The following is a 19533-nucleotide window of genomic DNA, read 5'->3' as shown; positions in this document are numbered from 1 at the left end:
AAGATCCGCGAGGCAGCCTCGGGCCTCGTTCTGTCGTCCAGTCAGGGAGCGTTGAAGCCTGACCGCACGGTGCTCGCCATGACCTGCGCCGCGACCTTCTTGGCGGTGGCGGAGTCCGGGCCGGGCTGCGGGACGAGCATCGCGGCGCGGTAGTAGCGCAGCTCGTCGATGCTCTCGAGGATGTCGGCGAGGGCGCGGTGCCCGCCGTTCTTCTCGGGGGAGGCGAAGTAGATGCGCGGGTACCAGCGGCGGGCGAGCTCCTTGACGGAGGACACGTCGATGATCCGGTAGTGCAGGTGACCGGCCAGGCCGGGCATGTCCCGCTCGAGGAAGGCCTTGTCGGTACCGACCGAGTTGCCGGCCAGCGGGGCCTTGCCCGCCTCGGGGATCCACGCGCGCAGGTAGTCGAGCACCTGCTGCTCGGCCTCGGCGAGGGTGGTGCCCCCCGGCAGCGCCTCGAGCAGGCCCGAGGTCGTGTGCATGGTCCGCACGAAGGGGTCCATCTGCTCGAGGGCCTCGACCGGCGGGGTGATGACGACGTCGACCCCGTCACCCAGGACGTTCAGCTCGGAGTCGGTGACCACGGCGGCCACCTCCACGAGCGCGTCGCGGGACAGGTCGAGGCCGGTCATCTCGCAGTCGATCCAGACGATCCGGTCGTTGGGGGCGGGGGCAGGGCTCACCCGCGTCACTGTACGGGGTCAGCCCCGGCGGCCGCCCCGACGGCGTGCCGTGCGTGCGGGGTCCCGCGGGGTGCTCACCCGGACCGCGACGAGCACGACGACCGCTGTCCCGAGCACGGCCGCCACGGCCACCAACCATCCCGCGCCTGCCCAGAGCAGGACTCCCCCGACGGGCAGCGCGGTCAAGGTGATGAGGATGGCGACGTCGAGGCCGTCGAGCCGCGCGCGGGGCGGGGCAGCTGCGGACGGGGCGGGGCCGGGCCCGGGTGGTAGGCCGGCAGCTGACGGGCTGGAGGTCGACAGGCTGAGGGAGGGCGGGCTCTGCGACGACGGACCTTCTGACGACGGGCCCTGTGGTGACGGGCCCCGAGGCGGGGTGGCCGGTGGCGGGCCCGCTGCGTGGCGCCCCATCAGGGGCGGGCGGCGGTCGGCGTCATGGACGGCATCGTCCCAGACGACGACCAGCGGCGGCAGGCAGGGCGCCCGTGCGTCGGGCAGACCAGCGCGAGGGCCGTGGTCGGCAGCGGGTCAGGACAGGGCGAGGTGGCCGTCGGCGGCCGGCCGCGGGTCTGCGGCCGGCCGCCGAGCGGGGAGCGCCGGGGCCGAGGTGGCCCGGGCGCGGTGGCGCCGGACGAAGGTCCGGACGCGAGTGGTGGTGGTGCGCGGGCGCTCGGACCGCCACGGGGCGGCCTGGTGCGCGCGGGCACGGTCGGCGATGACGCGTTCGTGCTCGCGCACGGCGACGTCGTACAGGGTCGACGGATGCATGGTGGTGCTCCACAGAGGGTGTGCTGGACAGGGACCGAGGACGGGCCAGGTCCTCCACCGCGGTAGGTCCACGGTCCCAGTCCCCGGGCCGTGCGCGCACGGGATTATTCGGACGCACCGTCGCGTCTCCTGCGCGACGGCGCGTCCCTGACGAGCCTCGTGCGGCGACGACGCGGCCTTCCTGGGATGCTCGTGCGATGCCCGCGCCCTCCCCGACGCCCGTGACCTCCTCGCCGTCGAGCCGGCGTGCCCGCGTCCGTGCGGCGGTCGGTCGTGCGCGGGCGGACCACCCGGCCCTGGTGCCGCAGCTCGCCGTCGTCGTCGGCCTGGCCTTCGTCGTGCTGGGGACCGCAGGGTTCATCGGAGTGCTCGACGCGGTCCAGGAGAACGACGACCTCGCCCTCCTCGACGAGCCTGCCCTCGAGTTCCTGGTGCAGGCACGCACCGACACCGTGACCGGATTCCTGACCCTCGTCTCGACGGTGTCCGGCCCGGTGGTCCTGCCCGTGCTCATCGCGGTCACCGCGATCCTGTGGGGTGCCCTGCGTCGCGCCTGGTGGCCGGCCGTGCTGCTCACCGGGGCGATGGTCGCCTCCTCACTCATCTCCCTCGCGCTGAAGAGCGTGATCGCCCGTCCCCGTCCCCCGGTGGACTCGATGACCGTCGCCGGGGTCGAGACCACCTACTCCTTCCCCTCGGGGCACACCATCGGCGCCGCGACCTTCCTGCTGGTGCTGGGGTACCTGCTGTGGATCCGGCGGCCGTCCGTCCCGGCCCTGCTCCTCTGGCTTGCCGGGACGGCCCTGGGCATCCTGCTGGTGGCCATGAGCCGGCTCTACCTGGGGTACCACTTCGTCAGCGACGTGGTGGCCTCGATGGCCCTCGCGCTCGCGGTGCTGGGTGGGGTGATCGTGCTGGACCGGCGGCGCGCGATCCACGCGGCCCGCAAGACCGCGACCTCGGAACCTGCCGAGGACCCCGGCCCCGGACCGGCGGTGACCTGAGGTGGGCATGACCGCGATCTCGCACCGCTCGTACCCGACCGGCCTCCTGCCGGGCTCAGCTCGATGAGCCCCGAGATCGCCGCACTGCTGGGGCTCGTCCAGGGCGTGTTCATGTTCGTCCCGGTGAGCTCGAGCAGCCACCTGGCCCTGACGCAGCACTGGCTGCAGTCCCGAGGGGTCGAGGTGCCCGACCCCGACTCCTCGGAGGCGATCCTCGTCAACCTGGTGCTGCACGTCGGCACGCTGGTCTCGATCGCCGTCGTCCTGCGCCATCGTCTGGTGGAGATCGGCCGTCAGGCCGTGTCCGAGCACCGGGACCCGGCCACCCGGGCCGGCCGAGGGCCGGCTCAGCGGTTCCTGCTGATGATCGTGCTGGGTACGGCGGTCACGGGGGTCGTGGGCCTGGCGGTCCGGGAGGTCGCCCCGGCGGTCTTCGGGAGCCCGTCCGTGATCGTCGGGATGCTGGTCCTCACGGGCGTCGTCCTGTGGTGGTCGGACCGGGCGGCTGCCGGCACGATCGAGGTCCCGGGGTCGCGCGAGGCCGTCGGTGTGGGCCTCGCGCAGGCGCTCGCCCTGCTCCCGGGGCTCAGCCGGAGCGGGCTGACCATCGCCGCTGGCCTCGCGCTCGGCATGAAGCGGAAGCAGGCCGCCGAGTTCAGCTTCATCCTCGCCATCCCCACGATCCTTGCGGCGACCCTGATCCAGGCGCTCGACGTGCTCGCCACGGGTGAGGTGACGCAGGTCCCCTGGTGGAGCCTGGGAGTGGGGGTGGTCGTGAGTGCGGTCTCCGGGACCGTTGCGCTCGTGCTCGTCCTGCGTCTGCTCTACGCCGCACGGTTCCGGGTGTTCGCGGTCTACGTGTGGTTGCTCGCCGTCGTGGTGCTCCTGGTCGAGCAGGGCTGAGCGGGGCGGTCGGGGGCCCGGGCCGCGACCCGCTCGTCCGGCGGTGCCGCCCCCGCACCCGAGACGGGAGCCCTGCGGTGCCACCGGCGGGTGGCGGCTGGCTGACCCAGAGCGATGCCGAGGAGCACGAGCGCGACCCCCGCTCCTTGGCGCAGGGTCAGGCTCTCGGCCGCGAGCGCGGTGCCGAGGAGCACTCCGGTCACCGGGTTGAGCAGTCCGATCAGCGCGACCGTGCCGGCCGTGAGGTGCCGCAGCCCGGTGAACCACGCGGCGAAGGCCACGGCGGTGGCGATCACGCTCACGTAGGCGAAGGCCAGGACCGCCGGGGCGTCGAGGGCGGGCGGTGGCCCCTCGACCACGAGGGCCACGGGGACGAGGATCAGGCCGCCCGCGACCAGCTGCCACGAGGTCGAGGCGAGGACGGGGACCTGACCGCTCCACCTCTTGGCCAGGACGTACCCCACCGAGGACATGAGCATCGCCGAGACCGAGGCGAGGACCCCGCCCGTCGAGACCGACTCCGCGCCCGTGAGCAACATCGTGGCGACGCCGGTGATGCCGAGGGTCGCCCCGAGGGCGGGCAGCAGTCCGGGTCGTTCGGCGAGCAGGGCCCAGGCCACGAGCATCATCGCCACCGAGGAGGTCGCCATGATCACCGAGGCCACGCTGGTGGGGAGCAGCTGGGCCGCGAGGTAGACGAGGGCGAAGAACGCGCTCATGTTGAGCGTGCCCAGCACGAGGGACCGCCACCACCAGGAGCCGCGGGGGAGCCGTCGGCAGACGGCCAGCAGCAGGAGCCCGGCCGGCAGGGCGCGGATCGCCGCGCCGGTGAGCGGGTGGTCGACCGGCAGGAACTCGCGCGTCACGTAGTACGTGCTGCCCCAGGAGATCGGCGCGATCGCGGTCACGAGGACCCAGCGCCAGGTAGCTTCCATGGAAGACACTATAGCTTCCTTGGAAGGTATGGTGTCGTCCATGGGTGGATCACACGTCGCCGGCCCCGGCACCGCGGTCGACAGGGCGCCCGACAGCACGCCCGACCACGTCGCCCGCATCCAGGCCGAGTGGGCTCGCGAGCGACCAGACCTCGATGTCTCACCGCAGGGGGTCATCGGCCGGCTGCACCGCCTGGGCACCCACCTCACCGAGGAGCTGTGCGTCGTCTACCGCCGTCACGGCCTGAGCGAGGGGGAGTTCGACGTGCTGGCCACCCTGCGCCGCGCGGGGGAGCCCTTCGAGCGTGCCCCGGGGGAGCTCGCCCGGTTCACGATGGTGACCACCGGGGCCATGACCAAGCGGGTCGACCGCCTCGAGGAGGCTGGCCTCGTGACCCGGAGGCAGGCCGACGAGGACGGGCGCGGGCGGGTCGTCGGACTGACCGTCGCCGGGCGGGAGCTCATCGACAAGGCCTTCGCCGACCACATGCGCAACGAGCGCCGCCTGCTGGACACCCTCAGCGCGCAGGAGGCTGCCCAGCTCGAGGGCCTGCTCGCTGCCTGGCTCGGTCGGGTCGAGCCCGGCTGACCCCCGAGGCCACCGAGGCCTGAGCCCCGGGGCCCGAGGGTTCAGGGGCGCTGCGCGGTCGGGCGGAGGATGATCTCGTTGACGTCCACGTCCTTCCCCGCGTCGATCGCGAACCGGATGGCGGCGGCCACCTCGGCCGCCGGGATCGCCGCGGCGCGGTACGCCTCCATCGCCTCGCGGGCCGCGTCGTCCGAGATGGTCTCGGCGAGCTCCGACTCGACGACACCGGGGGTGATCGTCGTGACCCGGAGCCAGGGCCCGGACTCGACGCGCAGCCCTTCGCTGACGGCCCACGCCGCGTACTTCGTGGCGCAGTAGACCGCTGCGGTCGGGACCACCTCGTGCGCGCCGGTCGAGGCGACGGTGATGACGTGCCCCCACCCCTGCCGCCGCATCACTGGTTCGGCGGCCGCGATGCCGTGCAGGACCCCGCGCAGGTTGACGTCGATCATCCAGTCCCACTCCTCGACCTTGCCCTCGCTCAACGCCGAGAGGGGCATGACGCCGGCGTTGTTGACGAGCACGTCGAGGCTGCCGAAGGTGGTGACGGCGTGGGCCACGGCGCGCTGCAGGTCGGCCCGGTTCGTCACGTCCAGGTGCACCGCCGCGGCCGTGCCGCCCGCGGCGCGGATCTCGGCCACCAGGCCGTCGAGCCGGTCGGCGCGACGTGCGCCCAGCACGACGGCGTGGCCCTCGGCAGCCAGCGCGACGGCGGTCGCGGCCCCGATCCCGCTCGACGCTCCGGTGATCAGGACGACCTTGCGGTCCGCCCGCGACGTGGGCTCGGTCGTGACAGAGGTCATGGGGTCCTCCTCGGCTGACGTGCCACGCCCTGGGTGGCGATGGCACCGGACCTCCACCGTCGCGGGCATCGCGCACGGCAACCAGGCCGGGCCGTGCCGAGGTGCACGAGAGGGGGTGCAGCAGGACCAGGACAGCCACGACCCGCGGACCTACGCTCGGAGGATGACCTTGGGTGAGTTCCTCCAGGCCCTCCGCGCACGGCTCGACCCTGGTGCTCTCGGGCTGCCGCGCGGTGGGCGACGCCGCGTCGCAGGGCTGCGGCGCGAGGAGGTCGCCGTCCTCGCCGGGGTCAGCGTCGACTACTACACGCGGCTCGAGCAGGGGCGGGAGCGGCGGCCGTCGGCGCAGGTCGTCGAGGCGCTCGCCCGTGGCCTGGACCTCGCCGAGGACGAGCGCCAGCACCTCTTCCACCTCTCCGGGTACGCCCCACCGGTCGGTGCGCCCGCACACCACGTCCGCCCCGAGCTCGCCCGGCAGCTCGACCGGTGGCCGGACCAGGCCGCTTTCGTGCTCGACGGGACCCTCGAGATCCTGGCTGCGAACGCCCTCGCCCGCGCCCTGCTCAGCCCGCTGACGGCCAGCGACAACCTCGCGCGCGCCGTCTTCCAGGACCCGGCAGGCCGCACCTTCTACCGGGACTGGGAGGGGGCCGCCCACAGCACCGTCGCGGCGCTGCGGCACAACGCCACGCGCGTGCCCGCGGCCGTCCTCGAGCCGTTCGTGGCCGAGCTCGCCGCCTCGAGCGAGGAGTTCCGGGCGCTGTGGGCGCAGCAGCACGTGCGGGGCAAGTCCCACGCAGCCAAGCGGCTGCGTCATCCCGTGGTCGGTGACCTGTCCCTCACCTACGAGGCCCTGGACGTCCCGGGCGCCCCCGGGCAGCAGGTCATCATCTACGACGCCGAACCCGGCACCCCGACCGCCGAGGCGATGGCACTGCTGCGGCTGCACGCCGAGACGACGGTGTGATCAGGCCTCGGCGCCCCCGGCAGGATTCGAACCTGCGACCTGCGGATTAGAAGTCCGATGCTCTATCCACTGAGCTACGGGGGCCGGGCCACGGCCGCACCGGGTCGCCCGGGGAACCGGGCCTGACCGCAGGGAGCGGTGTCGCCGGGTCCAAGGCTACGCGGCCCCACGCCGTCGTCGGGTCTCCGGGTGCGCGATCCGCTGCGCGTGCGCGGCGCGCGCGGTTGGCCTGGGTGCCTTCGTCACGGGAGGATCAGGGGGTGATCACGTACCCCGCGACCGAGGCCTCAGCCGGGGGCCAGCGTGACACCGGACGACCCCGGGCCCAGGCCTCCCTGCTCGACGCCGTCACGGACCTGCGCCGTGACGTCGCCGCGACCCGTTTCCCGCTGCCCCTCGAGGGCGTGACCGAGGCCGAGGACCAGCGCCGTCGGCTGCTCGACCAGCTCGACGACCACCTGCTGCCCCGCCTGCGCGAGCTCTCCGCCCCGGCGATCGTGGTGGTCGCCGGCTCGACGGGCGCCGGCAAGTCCACCCTGGTCAACTCGGTGCTGCGGACCGAGGTGAGCGCCGCCGGGGTGCTCCGCCCCACCACGCGACGCCCCGTCCTGGCCCACCACCCCGACGACGCCGCCCTGCTCGCCGAGCACCCCCTCCTGGAGATCGTCGACGTGGTGCCGCACGGGGCCGTGCCGCGGGGCATCGCCCTGGTCGACGCCCCCGACCTGGACTCGCTGCTCACCTCCAACCGCAGCACCGCCCACCGCCTGCTCGAGGCCGCGGACCTGTGGCTCTTCGTCACCACGGCGGCGCGCTACGGCGACGCCCTGCCCTGGGAGGTGCTCGACCGGGCCACCGAGCGCGGCACCTCGATGGCCATGGTCCTCAACCGCGTGCCCGACGACGCCCTGGTGGCCGTCCGCGGGGACCTCATGGGGAGGCTGCGCGCGCGAGGCATGGCGGCCGTCCCGCTGTTCCTCGTCCCCGACGCCGGTCCCCACGAGGGCATGCTCGACGCGAAGGTCGTCGCGCCGATCGGCCGGTGGCTCGCCATGGTGGCCGGGCCGGACCGCGCCCGCTCGGTCATCGCCCGCACCCAGCGCGGTTCGCTGCAGGCGCTGCGCCCGTGGGTCACCGGGCTCGCCGAGGCCGTGCAGGCGCAGGTCGACGCCCGGACCGCGTTGACCGCACTGATCGAGCAGGCCGCCGGCTCGGTCGCCGAGCGTGCCGAGGTCGAGACCGCAGGAGTGGCCGACGGCCCGGTGCGCGGCACCTGGGCATCCCTCGCGAGCGGAGGCGGGCCGCTGACCGGCTGGACCTCACGGCGTGGTCGCGACGAGCGCGTCGAGGCCCTCGCGTCCATCACCCTCGAGCTGCGACGGTCCGCGGGGATGGCCCTCGCCGGGTGCCGACGCCGGGCCGAGCTGGCCGTCGTCACCGCCCTCGAGACGACGACCCAGCCCGGTGCCCGCGGGGTCCTGGACCTCGTGGTGGGCGGCACCAGCACCACCCCTGACACCGCGACGACCATGACCTCGGCGGACGCAGCCGCCGCGGGGTGGCTCGAGACCGCCCGCACCGTCGCCACGGCCCTCGCCGAGCCCGACAAGGCCGCGGCCCGCCGACTCGCCCGCCTGGTCCGTGCGACGGGGCCGGACGGCCCCGGTGCGCTCGTCGCCGCGGCCGCCGCGGGGCTGGGCTCGGCCCGGATCGTCCTCGAGGGCGCCGTCGGCCGTGACCCGGCGCGCGAGGCCGCCGCGACCCTGCGCCGCGACCTGACCGCACGGGCCGTCGAGCAGTGCCGGGCCGGCGCGCAGCCTGCCCTCACCGCGCTCGTCGACCCCGATCTTGCCGACGACGCCGCCTCCCTCCTGCGGCTGCGGCTCGCCGTCCTCAAGGGGCTCACATGACCGAGAAGAACCTCGCCGACCAGGGAACCCTCGTGGTGAGCGGCGAGCGGACCTCAGCGCTGCTCGACCGCGTCGACCGCATCGAGGTCGCCCTCGAGCGGGCGCTGCTGGCGATGCCCGACGAGGCGACCGCCCGCGTGCGCCGCACCCTGACCGAGGTGCGCGGCCGGCTCGCCCTCGGTGTGGACCGCACGGTCGTGGCCCTGGTCGGGGGGACCGGCTCGGGCAAGTCGAGCCTGTTCAACGCCCTGGCACGGCTCGACTTCGCCGACGTGGGCGTCCGCCGTCCGACGACCTCGCAGGTCACGGCCTGCGTGTGGGCCCAGGACGCCACCCCGCTGCTCGACTGGCTCGGGGTCTCCACGGACCGCCGCATCGAGCGGGAGAGCGCCCTGGACGGTGACACCCAGGCGGACCTGCGCGGGCTCGTGCTCCTCGACCTGCCCGACCACGACTCGATCGAGGCCGAGCACCGCGCCGTCGTGGACCGTCTGCTTCCGCAGGTCGACCTGCTGGTCTGGGTCGTGGACCCCCAGAAGTACGCCGACGACGCCCTGCACACCGGCTACCTGCGCCACCTCGTGGGGCACGAGGCCTCGATGCTCGTGGTGCTCAACCAGATCGACACCGTCCCCGTCGACGCCCAGGCAGCCCTCATGCGTGACGTCGACCGGCTGCTGCGCGAGGACGGCCTCGAGGGCGTCGGCGTGCACGCGGTCTCAGCCCGGACCGGTGTCGGCCTGCCCGTGCTGCGCGGGGTCCTCGCGGATGCGGTCGAGCGGCGCGGGATCGCCGAGGTGCGGGCCGCCTCCGAGCTCGACGACGCCGCCCGGGAGCTGCGCCGGGCCGTGGGGACCGAGGAGCTCGACGCGGACGCCCTGCCGCGCGTGGCCGCGACCGACGCGCTGGCCTACGCGGTCGGGCTGCCGGGGGCGATCGACGCCGCACGGGACGCCGGGCGGAGCAGCCGACGCGTCGCGGCGGGGCCGGCGCAGGGCGACCACGTCGAGCTCGTCCGCCGGACCTGGCTCGAACGGGTCGGGCATGGGCTGCCCGAGCCCTGGCGAGAGCGCCTCGACGAGCAGGTCGCACCCCTCACCGAGCTGACCTCGGCCGTGGGGGCCGCCGTTGCTGAGGTCGTCGCCGAACCGGTCCGGTCCCGGGCCGCCTCGGTGTGGCGCACCCTCGGCGTGCTCGTCGGGCTCGCTGCTCTCGTCGTCGCCGGGGTGGTCGTCGGCGCGGTCGCCGGGGCGCAGGGGTGGACGGACACCGCGACCCTCGCCGCGGTGGCCGGGGGTGCCGGCCTCCTGCTGGCTGCCGGTGCCTGGGGCCTGGCCGCGCGGGCGGAGCGCGGCGCCGGACGGCGTCGCTCGGAGCAGTTCGCCGAGGCCTCCCGGGCTGCTCTCGCCGAGGTGGTCGAGACCCGCCTCGCCCGGCCGAGCATCGTCGTGCTGGCCGACCACCGCGCCGTGCGTGAGGTCGCGTCCGTCTGAGGTTCTGCCCTCTGCGGGTGCTGCTCAGCGCAGCCGGTACGCCCGGATCGCGAGCTGGACCGCCGAGCCCAGCACGAGGATCGCGAACAGCACGCTCGACACCTGGGCGGGGATGATGAAGGCCAGGGCGACGCCACCGAACGAGGTGAGGGTCGCCGTCAGGCCGACGACCGCCCCCGCACGGAGGTCGACCAGACCGCCCCGCAGGTTGCTCCACGTGCCGACCACGGCGGTGGGGATGATGACGAGCAGGGACGTCCCCTTGGCCACCAGGTCACCCGCGCCGAACAGCACGATGAGCGCTGGGACGGTGATGACCCCGCCCCCGATGCCGAAGAGCCCGGCCGTGATGCCCACGAGCACGCCGACCAGGACCATCGCCACGCCGACCCACGGCGTGATGGCGATCTCCGCACCGCGGCTCGGCACCACCAGGACCAGCTGCACCGCGACGACGACGAGCAGTGCGACGAACATCCAGCGCAGCCAGCCCAGAGGGAGACGGCGCAGCAGCAGCGTGCCGACCTTCGCCCCGACCACCCCGCCGAGGGCCACCAGCAGGCCCGCGACCAGGTCGACCTCGCCGTTGAGCCCGTAGGTGATGCTCCCCACCACGGCCGTGGGCAGGATCGCCACCAACGAGGTCGCGGCCGCCCGGCGCTGATCCATGTGGGCGAGCCCGATGAGCAGGGGAACCATGAGGATGCCGCCGCCCACCCCGAAGAGCCCCGACAGCAGCCCGCCGACCACCCCGACGAGGGCCAGGCGCAGCACGGGCAGGGGAGGGCGGGCCGCAGGAGCAGCCTGGTCCGGTGTGTCTGGCACGTGGGGCACGCTACCGGCGCCGATGTCCACAGGCTGACCCGGGCAGGCCCGTCCCCAGGGTGGCCGGACCCGTCCGTCGTGCCCCGTCCCGGGAGCCGAGGCTCGTCGCAGAGCCGGAGAGGCCGGCTCGGGACGGACGGAGACGGACATGGCGAACGAGCTGATGGTCACGGTGGTCGGGTGGGCGGCGTCGACCCCGCGCGAGGTGGTCGGGGACGGGGTGCCCTTCACGAGCTTCCGCGTCGCGACCACCCCGCGGTGGTTCGACAGCAGGCAGGGGACGTGGACCGACGGTCGCACCGAGTGGTTCACGGCCAAGGCGTTCCGGGACGTGGCCCTCAACGTCGCGGCCTCGGTGCACAAGGGCGACCCCGTCGTGGTGCACGGCAAGCTGCGCACCGAGGAGTGGATCGGGGAGAACGGCCCGCGCACCGGCCTGACCCTCGAGATCACTGCGGTCGGCCACGACCTCACCCGAGGGCGCTCGGAGTTCACCCGGCGCACCTACACGAGCGGCTCTGCGGGCGCGACGACGGACGGCACGACCGGCACCGAGGACGCCGGGCCGCCCGAGGACGACGAGCTCGCGCGCAGCCGCACGGAGGACGGCGCGGGCGAGGTCGACCCGTGGGAGGTGCCGGCCGAGCAGGACGAGGCGCGGACGTCCGAGGACGTGGCGGCCCTGACGCCGTAGGCTGACGGGTGGTCCAGGCGCAGCTGCGCCGCCCGTCCGACGCTTGGAGCAGACCCGATCGTGGCTGAGTTCATCTACACCATGTACAAGGCGCGCAAGGCGCACGGCGACAAGGTGATCCTCGACGACGTCACCATGAGCTTCTACCCGGGGGCGAAGATCGGCGTCGTCGGCCCGAACGGCGCCGGGAAGTCGACGATCCTCAAGATCATGGCCGGGCTCGACCAGCCGTCGAACGGTGAGGCACGGCTGTCGCCCGGATACACCGTCGGCATCCTGCTGCAGGAGCCCCCGCTCAACGAGGAGAAGACCGTTCTCGGCAACGTCGAGGAAGGGGTGGGCGAGATCAAGGCCAAGCTCGACCGCTTCAACGAGATCTCTGCGCTGATGGCCGAGCCCGACGCCGACTTCGACGCTCTCCTCGAGGAGATGGGCAAGCTCCAGGAGGCCATCGACGCCGCCAACGCGTGGGACCTCGACGCCCAGCTCGAGCAGGCGATGGACGCGCTGCGGTGCCCACCGCCGGACGCCGACGTGTCGGTGCTGTCCGGTGGTGAGCGCCGCCGCGTGGCCCTGTGCAAGCTCCTCCTCGAGAAGCCTGACCTGCTGCTCCTCGACGAGCCCACCAACCACCTCGACGCCGAGAGCGTGCTCTGGCTCGAGCAGCACCTCTCGCAGTACGAGGGCGCCGTCCTGGCCGTGACCCACGACCGGTACTTCCTCGACCACGTCGCCCAGTGGATCGCCGAGGTCGACCGCGGCCGGCTCTACCCCTACGAGGGCAACTACTCGACCTACCTCGAGAAGAAGCAGGCCCGCCTCGAGGTCCAGGGCAAGAAGGACGCCAAGCTGTCCAAGCGCCTCAAGGAGGAGCTCGAGTGGGTGCGCTCCTCGGCCAAGGGGCGCCAGACCAAGTCCAAGGCCCGTCTCGCCCGCTACGAGGAGATGGCTGCCGAGGCCGACCGGACCCGGAAGCTGGACTTCGAGGAGATCCAGATCCCGATGGGCCCGCGTCTGGGCAGCGTCGTCATCGAGGCGAAGGACCTGACGAAGGGCTTCGACGACCGTGTGCTGATCGACGGGCTGTCCTTCACCCTGCCCCGCAACGGCATCGTCGGCGTGATCGGCCCCAACGGCGTCGGCAAGACGACGCTGTTCAAGACGATCGTGGGTCTCGAGGAGCTCGACGGCGGGGACCTCAAGGTCGGCGAGACCGTCCAGCTCTCCTACGTGGACCAGTCCCGTGGCGGGATCGACCCCAAGAAGACCCTGTGGGAGGTCGTCTCCGACGGGCTCGACTTCATCAAGGTCGGCAACGTCGAGATGCCCTCGCGGGCCTACGTCGCGGCCTTCGGCTTCAAGGGCCCCGACCAGCAGAAGCCCGCGGGGGTGCTGTCCGGTGGTGAGCGCAACCGCCTCAACCTCGCGCTGACCCTCAAGCAGGGCGGCAACGTGCTGCTCCTCGACGAGCCCACCAACGACCTTGACGTCGAGACCCTGGGCTCCCTCGAGAACGCCCTGCTCGAGTTCCCCGGCTGCGCCGTGGTGGTCTCGCACGACCGGTGGTTCCTCGACCGGGTCGCGACGCACATCCTGGCCTACGAGGGCACCGAGGAGAACCCGTCGAACTGGTACTGGTTCGAGGGCAACTTCGAGTCCTACGAGGCCAACAAGGTCGAGCGCCTCGGGGCCGACGCCGCGCGCCCGCACCGGGTGACGTACCGCAAGCTCACCCGCGACTGACGCCTGCTCCCGGCCGGGTCCCGACCCAGGCCCCGGCCGGGAGCCTGGCGCGGACCGGCGGGCACCGACGAGGAGGCGGCATGGTCGCGAGTCCCGAGCAGGCCCAGCGCCTGGTCTCGGCCCTCGCCGGGGTGCGCACCGCCCTCGGCGACCTGCGGCTGCCCCTCGAGCTGACCGGTGCCGACCTCGCGCGGCGTGAGGGCGCCCGGCTCGCCGACCATCTGGACGACTACCTGCTGCCCCGGGTGCGGCAGGCCGGGGCGCCGCTCCTCGCCGTCGTGGGTGGCTCGACCGGGGCCGGCAAGTCCACCCTGGTCAACAGCCTCGTCGGCACCCCGGTGACCCCCGCGGGAGTCCTGCGGCCCACCACCCGGTCACCGGTCCTCGTGCACCACCCGACGGACGCCGCCTGGTTCACGAGCGACCGGATCCTGCCGGGCCTGCCCCGCGTCACCGGGGCCGAGGCCCACGGTCACGCGCTGCGCCTCGTGGGGCACCCCGGCATCCCGCGCGGCCTGGCCGTCCTCGACGCCCCCGACATCGACTCCGTGGTCGAGGCGAACCGTCGGCTCGGTGAGGAGCTCCTCGGGGCGGCCGACCTCTGGGTCTTCGTCACGACGGCCGCCCGTTACGCCGACGCCGTGCCCTGGGACCTGCTGGCCGCCGCCGCCCGGCGCCGAGCCGCCGTGACCGTGGTGCTCAACCGCATCGAGCCCGGGGCGCACCAGGCGGTCGTCGCCGACCTCGCTCGGATGCTCGACGAGCGAGGCCTGGTCAGCGCCCACCTCGCCGCGGTCGACGAGCAGACCCTCGCCGAGGGCCTGCTCCCGCCGACGGCCGTCGCCGACCTGGACCGATGGCTCCGCGAGATCGCCGAGGACGCCGAGGCCCGTGACGAGGTGCTGCGCCGCACCGTGAGCGGGGCGGTGGCCGACGTGGTCGCCGTGCTGCCGGGCCTCGCTGCAGCCGCCGACGACCAGGCGGCCCACGCGAGCCACCTCGGTCAGGTCGCCACCAGCACCTACGCGCGGGCCCACGCCCAGGTCCACGAGGCGACCTCGGACGGCACCATGCTGCGCGGCGAGGTGCTGGCCCGCTGGCAGGAGTTCGTCGGCACCGGAGAGCTCCTGCGGGCCCTCGAGACGAGGGTGAGCTCCTGGCGGGACCGCGCCACGGCCTTCCTGCGGGGCAGGCCCGCCCCCGAGCCCGTCGCCCAGGCCATCGGCAGCGGCCTGGTCGACCTCGTGGTCGACGTCGCCGAGGAGGCGGCCGAGCAGGTGCATGCCGCATGGCGAGCCGACCCGGCCGGTACCCGGCTGCTGGACGACCCCACCCTGAGCCGCGCGTCGAGCGACCTGCGGGACCGCACCTCCACCGAGGTCCGCGCGTGGCAGGGGGCCGTCCTGGAGCTCGTCTCCTCCGAGGGGGCTGACCGGCGCGTGACCGCACGGGCGTTGTCCTTCGGCGTCAACGGCCTCGGTGCGGCACTCATGGTGGCGATCTTCGCCTCGACCGGCGGTCTCACCGCCGCCGAGCTCGGGGTCGCCGGGGGCGCCGCCGTGCTCGGCCAGCGACTGCTCGAGGCGGTCTTCGGCGACGACGCCGTGCGGCGGCTCACCCGGACGGCCCACGAGGACCTCGACGCCCGGGTGGGCCGGCTCCTCGCCGACGAGGCCGCGAGGTTCACGACCCGGGTCCGGGCCCTCGACCTCGAGCGCGCGAGCCTCACGGGTCCGAGTGGTGACCCCCTGCGCACGACCGCCCACGAGCTGGCCGAGGCTGCCCGTGCCGCGGGCCTCGGCACCGACAGCGGCGGCCCCTCCGGGCCGCGCACCGCCCGCCGCCCGGTGATCGACCCCGCCGCACCTGGGCGGGTCGAGGACCCCGAGGCCGGTGGCCTGCTGGCGTGGTGGAGGCGGCTGTGGCAGTGAGCCTCGCCGAGCGGCTCGACGCCCTCGCCGTCGCGGTGCGGGCAGGTCGCGAGGTGCTGCCCGTGGAGGTCCTCGGGCAGGTCCAGGCCGTCGAGGCCCGGGCCGGGCAGCGGATGCGGCTCTCGGACCAGCACACCGTCGTCGCCTTCGCCGGGTCCACCGGCTCGGGCAAGTCCTCCCTGGTCAACGCCGTGACCGGCGCCGACCTCGCCCCCGTGGGGGTGCTGCGCCCCACGACGGCCGAGCCCCTCGCCGTGGTCCGCGGTCCGGAGGGCGCCGGGCCCCTGCTCGACTGGCTGGGCGTGCGGCGCCGTCACCACCTCGATCGCCCGGGCGCCGACCACGGCACGCCGGCCAGCGCCAGTGCACCCAGCAGCAGGCCCGAAGTCCTCGACCTCGCGACCGACGGGCTCGTGGTCCTCGACCTGCCCGACCACGACTCGGTCGTGGCCGCCCACCGCACCGAGGCCGAGCGCCTCGTCGCCCTGGTGGACCTCATGGTGTGGGTCGTCGACCCGCAGAAGTACGCCGACGCGGCCGTGCACGAGCGCTACCTCCGCGGGCTCGCGGGGCACGCAGCGGTCGTCGTCGTGGTCCTCAACCAGGTGGACCGGCTGGCCGCCGAGGAGCTCGAGGCCTGCCGGCAGGACCTGCTCCGCCTCCTCGACGAGGACGGCCTCGGGAGCGCGAGGGTGCTCACCACCTCGGCGCAGACCGGCGAGGGCGTCGCCGACCTGGTGGCCCTGCTCGACGAGGCAGCGCTGCGCCGCGAGGCCGCCCGGCAGCGCCTCGAGGCCGACGTGACCGCCGCGGCCAGCAGCGTGCTCGAGCACTGCGGTGACCCGCGGCCCACGACCGCCCCGGCCGTGACCGAGCTCGTCGCCTCCCTCGAGCACGCCGCGGGGGTGCCGCAGGTCGTCGCGGCGGTCCGCGGGTCCTGGCTCCTCGAGGGGCGGCTGGCCACCGGATGGCCGCCGCTGCGCTGGCTGGCGCGCCGCCGGGCAGACCCGCTCCGGCGCCTGCACCTGGGCCGCTCCCGGTCCTCGCGAGACCAGGCCCCGTCGCGCCCGGTCGAGGGACCGGACCTGGGGCGGACCTCCCTGCCGCCGACCGGTGCAGCCGAGGCCGCGCGGGCGCGCACCGCGGTCCGTGACTACGTCGATGCCGCCTCGGTCGGGGTGCCCGAGCCCTGGGCCCTGGCCGCACGGCACGCCGCCGAGGCGGGGGACCTGCCCGACGCCCTGGACCGCGCGGTCGCCGGCACCGAGGTGCTCCGCCCCCGACGCCCCACCTGGTGGCAGGGGGTCGGTGCCCTGCAGTGGCTGCTGCTCACGGTCGCCGTGCTCGGGGGCCTCTGGCTCGCGGGGCTCGCCGGGCTGGACGCCCTGCGCATCCCCGTCCCGGACCCGCCCCGCTGGGGGGAGGTGCCCTGGCCCACCCTCGCCGCCGTCGGGGGAGCGCTGCTCGGCCTCGTGGTCGCGGGCCTCTCCCGGCTCGGGACCGTGGTGGGCGCCCGCCGTCGGGCCCGGCGTGCCGCCCGTCGACTGCACGCAGCGATCGCCACGGTGGCCCACGACCACGTCCAGGCCCCCGTCACCCAGGTCCTCGCGCAGGTCGACGAGTGCCGCGAGGCCGCCCAGCGCGCCGCCGCCCCTGGACGTCGCGCGTCCCGTCGTCCAGCCCGCCGAGGAGCCCGATGAGCCGCCTGAACGTCCCCGTCGCGGTGCGCTGGGCCGACCTCGACGCCTACGGGCACGTCAACAACGTGGCCGTGCTGCGGCTGCTCGAGGAGGCGCGCATCGCTGCCTTCTGGCGGCACGCCGAGGCCCGCGACGCCGGTCTCTGGCCCACGGCCGTACTCGACGCCGGCCCGGGGGCCACGACCCACACCCTCGTCGCCCGGTCGGAGATCGAGTACCTGCTCCCGCTCGGCTACCGACGCGACCCGGTGACCGTCGAGATGTGGATCGGGCACCTGGGCGGGGCGAGCCTGGACGTCTGCTACCAGGTGACGGCCCAGGTCGAGGGGACCCGCACCGTCTACGTCCACGCCTCGACCACCCTCGTGCTGCTCGACGCCACCACCGGACGCCCGCGCCGGATCGACGAGGTCGAGCGCGCCGCGTGGGAGCCCTACCTCGAGGAGCCTGTGCCCATGCGTCGCCGGTCCCCGCGCCGATCCTGAGCCTCGACGGCCCGGGCGGAGGCTGCCGCGACGCCGCCGTCGTGCACGCGCTGCAGGTTGCGCCCGCCCCGGGCGAAGGTCGCCAGCACCGGCGCCGGGGTCTGCGCGGCAGGTAGCAGGGCCTCGGCCCAGGCGCAGTCACGCACGTGCACCAGGTCGAGGGCACGGGCGTCGGCCGACGCATCGTAGCGCCAGGGGCCCGTCAGCCTCCCCACCGCGAACAGGCCCTCGCCCGTGCGGGTCCACACGAAGGCCCCCGCGGGCTCCGCCGCGAAGCGCTCGAGCCGCCGCGCCGTCCGCTCGTCGTGCTGCTCGGCCACGAGGGCGCAGGCCTCGGCCAGGTCGGCGGGGGCCCGCGCGAGACGCCCGCCGATGCCGCACAGACCGAGGGCGAGCGCCCGCTCCACCGCGGCCGCCGCATCGACCTCGTCGAGCCGCGACCGCATCGGCGCGCGCAGGACCGGGAGCCCCTCGGCGTGGCTCACGACGGCTCGGTCGTGAGCTCGGCCTCGGCCTTCATGCCGCGCTGCATCCCGCCGAAGACCACGCCGTGGAACGGGGCCACCGACCACCAGTAGAGCTGGCCGACCAGGCCGTGCGGGTGGAAGATCGCGACCTGGCGCAGCTCCGAGGTGCCAGGTCGCTCACCCTCGCTGACCGAGAGCTCGAGCCACGCGAGCCCCGGGACGCGCATCTCCGCGCGCAGCCGCAGCAGCTGACCGGGCTCGACCTCCTCGACCCGCCAGAAGTCCACCGCGTCGCCGACCATCAGGCGGGACGGGTCGCGCCGACCGCGACGCAGGCCGGGCCCGCCCGAGATCCGGTCCACGATCCCGCGGACCTGCCACGCCAGGGGCCAGGAGTACCAGCCGCGCTCCCCGCCGAGGGACTCGAGGACCGACCACACGGCATCGGTCGAGGCGTCGACCTGGGTGGTGCGCTCGTCGCGGTACAGCGAGCCGCCGGCCCACCCCGGGTCGCTCGGCAGCGGGTCGCTCGGGGCCCCAGGCACCGAGGCCGAGGACCAGCGCGTCGCGACGTCGGCGTCCTGGATGCGCTGCAGGGCCAGACGCACGGCCTCGTCGAAGGGCAGCAGACCCTCGGGCGGGTCGGGGACGTGGCGGGCGATGTCGTGCTCGTGGCACACGACCTCGTGCACCAGGGACTCGACCAGGGGTCGGGCGAGCGGCGCGGGGACGGGGGTCACGAGAGACACCCACAGGCTCGACAGCCGAGGGGTGAGCACCCCGACGCCGATGATGATCCGCCGGGGGAGCCCGGCCGCGGCCGCGTAGCGCTGCATCATCTCGCGGTAGGTCAGGACCTCGGGGCCGCCGATGTCGAAGGTGCGGCTCACCTCGGGGGGCATGTCGGCGCTGCCGACGAGGTAGCGCAGGACGTCCCGCACCGCGATGGGCTGGATGCGGTTGTCGACCCAGCGCGGGGTGGTCATGGCCGGCAGCCGCTCGGTGAGGTAGCGCATCATCTCGAAGGAGGCGGACCCCGAGCCGAGGATCACCGCGGCCCGCAGCACCGTCGTCGGCACCCCCGAGGCCAGCAGGATCTCGCCCACCTCCTTGCGCGACTCCAGGTGCGGGGAGAGGTTCTCGACGTCGGGGGCGAGCCCACCCAGGTAGACGATGCGCTGCACCCCCGCCTCGCGTGCCGCCTGGGCGAAGGTCAGCGCGGTGCGTCGGTCCCGTGCCTCGAAGCGGCGCCCCGAGCCGAGGGAGTGGATCAGGTAGTACGCGACCTCGACGCCCTCGAGGGCCGCACGGATCTGGTCGGGGTCCGCGGCGTCCGCCGAGAAGGGCTCGATCTCCCCGGCCCACGGGCGCCCGCGCAGCCGCGAGGTGTCGCGGGCGATCGCACGGACCGCGAAGCCGGCGTCGAGCAGCTCGGGGACCAGGCGCCCCCCGACGTACCCGGTGACCCCGGTGACGGCGACGAGGCGGCTCACGGACGCGGGGTGGTGGTCGGCATGCTCCCCATGCTCTCCCCGGCGGGCCCGGGCCACCACCGGGACGGGTGGGGTCTTGACCCACCGAGGCCCCTCTCGTTACCGTCACAGGACCCCGGATGAATCGTTACAAGCCCGAT

19 protein-coding genes and 1 tRNA gene are annotated in these 19533 nt (G+C 74.5%); 11 read left to right on the top strand and 9 right to left on the bottom strand.

Annotated features, from left to right (window positions below; translation table 11 throughout):
• Window positions 1–41 precede the first annotated feature (41 nt).
• From orn to J4G33_RS07570, 3 genes are all read right to left on the bottom strand, one after another.
• On the bottom strand, window positions 42–683 hold the full coding sequence (orn, locus tag J4G33_RS07580) for an oligoribonuclease (RefSeq protein WP_208055340.1): 642 nt from the start codon (window positions 681–683) through the stop codon (window positions 42–44).
• An 18-nt stretch (window positions 684–701) separates the two neighbouring features.
• The gene (locus J4G33_RS07575) at window positions 702–869 is read right to left on the bottom strand and encodes a hypothetical protein (protein WP_208055339.1); all 168 of its coding nucleotides are present in this window, start codon (window positions 867–869) and stop codon (window positions 702–704) included.
• Between the two features lie 342 nt (window positions 870–1211).
• A complete protein-coding gene (locus tag J4G33_RS07570) occupies window positions 1212–1451 on the bottom strand; it encodes a hypothetical protein (RefSeq protein WP_208055338.1) in 240 nt (79 codons plus the stop codon).
• 197 nt (window positions 1452–1648) lie between these two features.
• On the opposite strand from J4G33_RS07570, the gene J4G33_RS07565 reads away from it, so the two are divergent.
• Both J4G33_RS07565 and J4G33_RS07560 read left to right on the top strand, forming a co-directional pair.
• Window positions 1649–2455, top strand: a complete 807-nt coding sequence (locus J4G33_RS07565) for a phosphatase PAP2 family protein (protein ID WP_208055337.1) — start codon at window positions 1649–1651, stop codon at window positions 2453–2455.
• Between the two features lie 63 nt (window positions 2456–2518).
• Window positions 2519–3358: an undecaprenyl-diphosphate phosphatase gene (locus J4G33_RS07560; RefSeq protein ID WP_208055336.1), complete on the top strand. Its 840-nt coding sequence runs from the start codon at window positions 2519–2521 to the stop codon at window positions 3356–3358.
• Here the strand turns inward: J4G33_RS07560 and J4G33_RS07555 are convergent.
• Window positions 3310–4293, bottom strand: a complete 984-nt coding sequence (locus tag J4G33_RS07555; protein ID WP_208055335.1) for a DMT family transporter — start codon at window positions 4291–4293, stop codon at window positions 3310–3312. The genes J4G33_RS07560 and J4G33_RS07555 overlap by 49 nt on opposite strands.
• 40 nt (window positions 4294–4333) lie before the next feature.
• On the opposite strand from J4G33_RS07555, the gene J4G33_RS07550 reads away from it, so the two are divergent.
• Window positions 4334–4882, top strand: coding sequence for a MarR family winged helix-turn-helix transcriptional regulator (locus J4G33_RS07550; RefSeq protein WP_208055334.1), 549 nt, complete (start codon window positions 4334–4336; stop codon window positions 4880–4882).
• 41 nt (window positions 4883–4923) lie between these two features.
• On the opposite strand, the gene J4G33_RS07545 is transcribed toward J4G33_RS07550, so the two are convergent.
• The gene (locus J4G33_RS07545) at window positions 4924–5685 is read right to left on the bottom strand and encodes an SDR family oxidoreductase (RefSeq protein ID WP_208055333.1); all 762 of its coding nucleotides are present in this window, start codon (window positions 5683–5685) and stop codon (window positions 4924–4926) included.
• A gap of 163 nt (window positions 5686–5848) precedes the next feature.
• On the opposite strand from J4G33_RS07545, the gene J4G33_RS07540 reads away from it, so the two are divergent.
• On the top strand, window positions 5849–6652 hold the full coding sequence (locus J4G33_RS07540) for a helix-turn-helix transcriptional regulator (protein WP_208055332.1): 804 nt from the start codon (window positions 5849–5851) through the stop codon (window positions 6650–6652).
• Window positions 6653–6663: 11 nt separating this feature from the next.
• Here J4G33_RS07540 and J4G33_RS07535 read toward each other — a convergent pair.
• A tRNA-Arg gene (locus tag J4G33_RS07535) sits at window positions 6664–6736 on the bottom strand.
• A 176-nt stretch (window positions 6737–6912) separates the two neighbouring features.
• On the opposite strand from J4G33_RS07535, the gene J4G33_RS07530 reads away from it, so the two are divergent.
• Both J4G33_RS07530 and J4G33_RS07525 read left to right on the top strand, forming a co-directional pair.
• Window positions 6913–8562, top strand: a complete 1650-nt coding sequence (locus J4G33_RS07530) for a GTPase (protein WP_208055331.1) — start codon at window positions 6913–6915, stop codon at window positions 8560–8562.
• Window positions 8559–10055: a GTPase gene (locus J4G33_RS07525; RefSeq protein ID WP_208055330.1), complete on the top strand. Its 1497-nt coding sequence runs from the start codon at window positions 8559–8561 to the stop codon at window positions 10053–10055. The genes J4G33_RS07530 and J4G33_RS07525 overlap by 4 nt, the downstream gene beginning before the upstream one ends.
• Window positions 10056–10079: 24 nt before the next feature.
• Here J4G33_RS07525 and J4G33_RS07520 read toward each other — a convergent pair whose 3' ends face one another.
• Window positions 10080–10880, bottom strand: coding sequence for a sulfite exporter TauE/SafE family protein (locus J4G33_RS07520; RefSeq protein WP_307793801.1), 801 nt, complete (start codon window positions 10878–10880; stop codon window positions 10080–10082).
• A 148-nt stretch (window positions 10881–11028) separates the two neighbouring features.
• Between J4G33_RS07520 and J4G33_RS07515 the strand changes: the two genes are divergently transcribed.
• From J4G33_RS07515 to J4G33_RS07495, 5 genes are all read left to right on the top strand, one after another.
• The gene (locus J4G33_RS07515) at window positions 11029–11574 is read left to right on the top strand and encodes a single-stranded DNA-binding protein (protein WP_208055328.1); all 546 of its coding nucleotides are present in this window, start codon (window positions 11029–11031) and stop codon (window positions 11572–11574) included.
• A 60-nt stretch (window positions 11575–11634) separates the two neighbouring features.
• Complete coding sequence (gene ettA, locus J4G33_RS07510; protein WP_208055327.1) at window positions 11635–13317, top strand: energy-dependent translational throttle protein EttA; 1683 nt, start codon at window positions 11635–11637, stop codon at window positions 13315–13317.
• Window positions 13318–13397: 80 nt separating this feature from the next.
• Complete coding sequence (locus J4G33_RS07505) at window positions 13398–15248, top strand: dynamin family protein (protein WP_208055326.1); 1851 nt, start codon at window positions 13398–13400, stop codon at window positions 15246–15248.
• Entirely contained in the window at window positions 15239–16948 is a 1710-nt protein-coding gene (locus J4G33_RS07500; protein WP_208055325.1) for a GTPase family protein, read from the top strand. Before J4G33_RS07505 ends, J4G33_RS07500 begins: the two co-directional genes overlap by 10 nt.
• The gene (locus J4G33_RS07495) at window positions 16945–17433 is read left to right on the top strand and encodes an acyl-CoA thioesterase (protein ID WP_208055324.1); all 489 of its coding nucleotides are present in this window, start codon (window positions 16945–16947) and stop codon (window positions 17431–17433) included. Before J4G33_RS07500 ends, J4G33_RS07495 begins: the two co-directional genes overlap by 4 nt.
• On the opposite strand, the gene J4G33_RS07490 is transcribed toward J4G33_RS07495, so the two are convergent.
• On the bottom strand, window positions 17382–17918 hold the full coding sequence (locus J4G33_RS07490; protein WP_208055323.1) for a GAF domain-containing protein: 537 nt from the start codon (window positions 17916–17918) through the stop codon (window positions 17382–17384). The two genes, J4G33_RS07495 and J4G33_RS07490, sit on opposite strands and share 52 nt — an antisense overlap.
• Window positions 17915–19393, bottom strand: coding sequence for an SDR family oxidoreductase (locus tag J4G33_RS07485; RefSeq protein ID WP_307793800.1), 1479 nt, complete (start codon window positions 19391–19393; stop codon window positions 17915–17917). Before J4G33_RS07485 ends, J4G33_RS07490 begins: the two co-directional genes overlap by 4 nt.
• Window positions 19394–19533: the final 140 nt, after the last annotated feature.

The sequence above is a fragment of the Actinotalea soli genome, assembly GCF_017565425.1.
GTDB lineage: Bacteria > Actinomycetota > Actinomycetes > Actinomycetales > Cellulomonadaceae > Actinotalea > Actinotalea soli.
The sequence above is the reverse complement of the archived record's forward strand: the minus strand, read 5'-3'. Positions and strand labels throughout refer to the sequence as shown.

Coding starts and splice junctions, on each gene's coding strand:
- J4G33_RS07570 (WP_208055338.1), bottom strand. CDS start 1,451: ATGCATCCGTCGACCCTGTACGACGTCGCCGTGCGCGAGCACGAACGC.
- J4G33_RS07565 (WP_208055337.1), top strand. CDS start 1,649: ATGCCCGCGCCCTCCCCGACGCCCGTGACCTCCTCGCCGTCGAGCCGG.
- J4G33_RS07560 (WP_208055336.1), top strand. CDS start 2,519: ATGAGCCCCGAGATCGCCGCACTGCTGGGGCTCGTCCAGGGCGTGTTC.
- J4G33_RS07555 (WP_208055335.1), bottom strand. CDS start 4,293: ATGGAAGCTACCTGGCGCTGGGTCCTCGTGACCGCGATCGCGCCGATC.
- J4G33_RS07550 (WP_208055334.1), top strand. CDS start 4,334: ATGGGTGGATCACACGTCGCCGGCCCCGGCACCGCGGTCGACAGGGCG.
- J4G33_RS07545 (WP_208055333.1), bottom strand. CDS start 5,685: ATGACCTCTGTCACGACCGAGCCCACGTCGCGGGCGGACCGCAAGGTC.
- J4G33_RS07540 (WP_208055332.1), top strand. CDS start 5,849: ATGACCTTGGGTGAGTTCCTCCAGGCCCTCCGCGCACGGCTCGACCCT.
- J4G33_RS07525 (WP_208055330.1), top strand. CDS start 8,559: ATGACCGAGAAGAACCTCGCCGACCAGGGAACCCTCGTGGTGAGCGGC.
- J4G33_RS07515 (WP_208055328.1), top strand. CDS start 11,029: ATGGCGAACGAGCTGATGGTCACGGTGGTCGGGTGGGCGGCGTCGACC.
- J4G33_RS07505 (WP_208055326.1), top strand. CDS start 13,398: ATGGTCGCGAGTCCCGAGCAGGCCCAGCGCCTGGTCTCGGCCCTCGCC.
- J4G33_RS07495 (WP_208055324.1), top strand. CDS start 16,945: ATGAGCCGCCTGAACGTCCCCGTCGCGGTGCGCTGGGCCGACCTCGAC.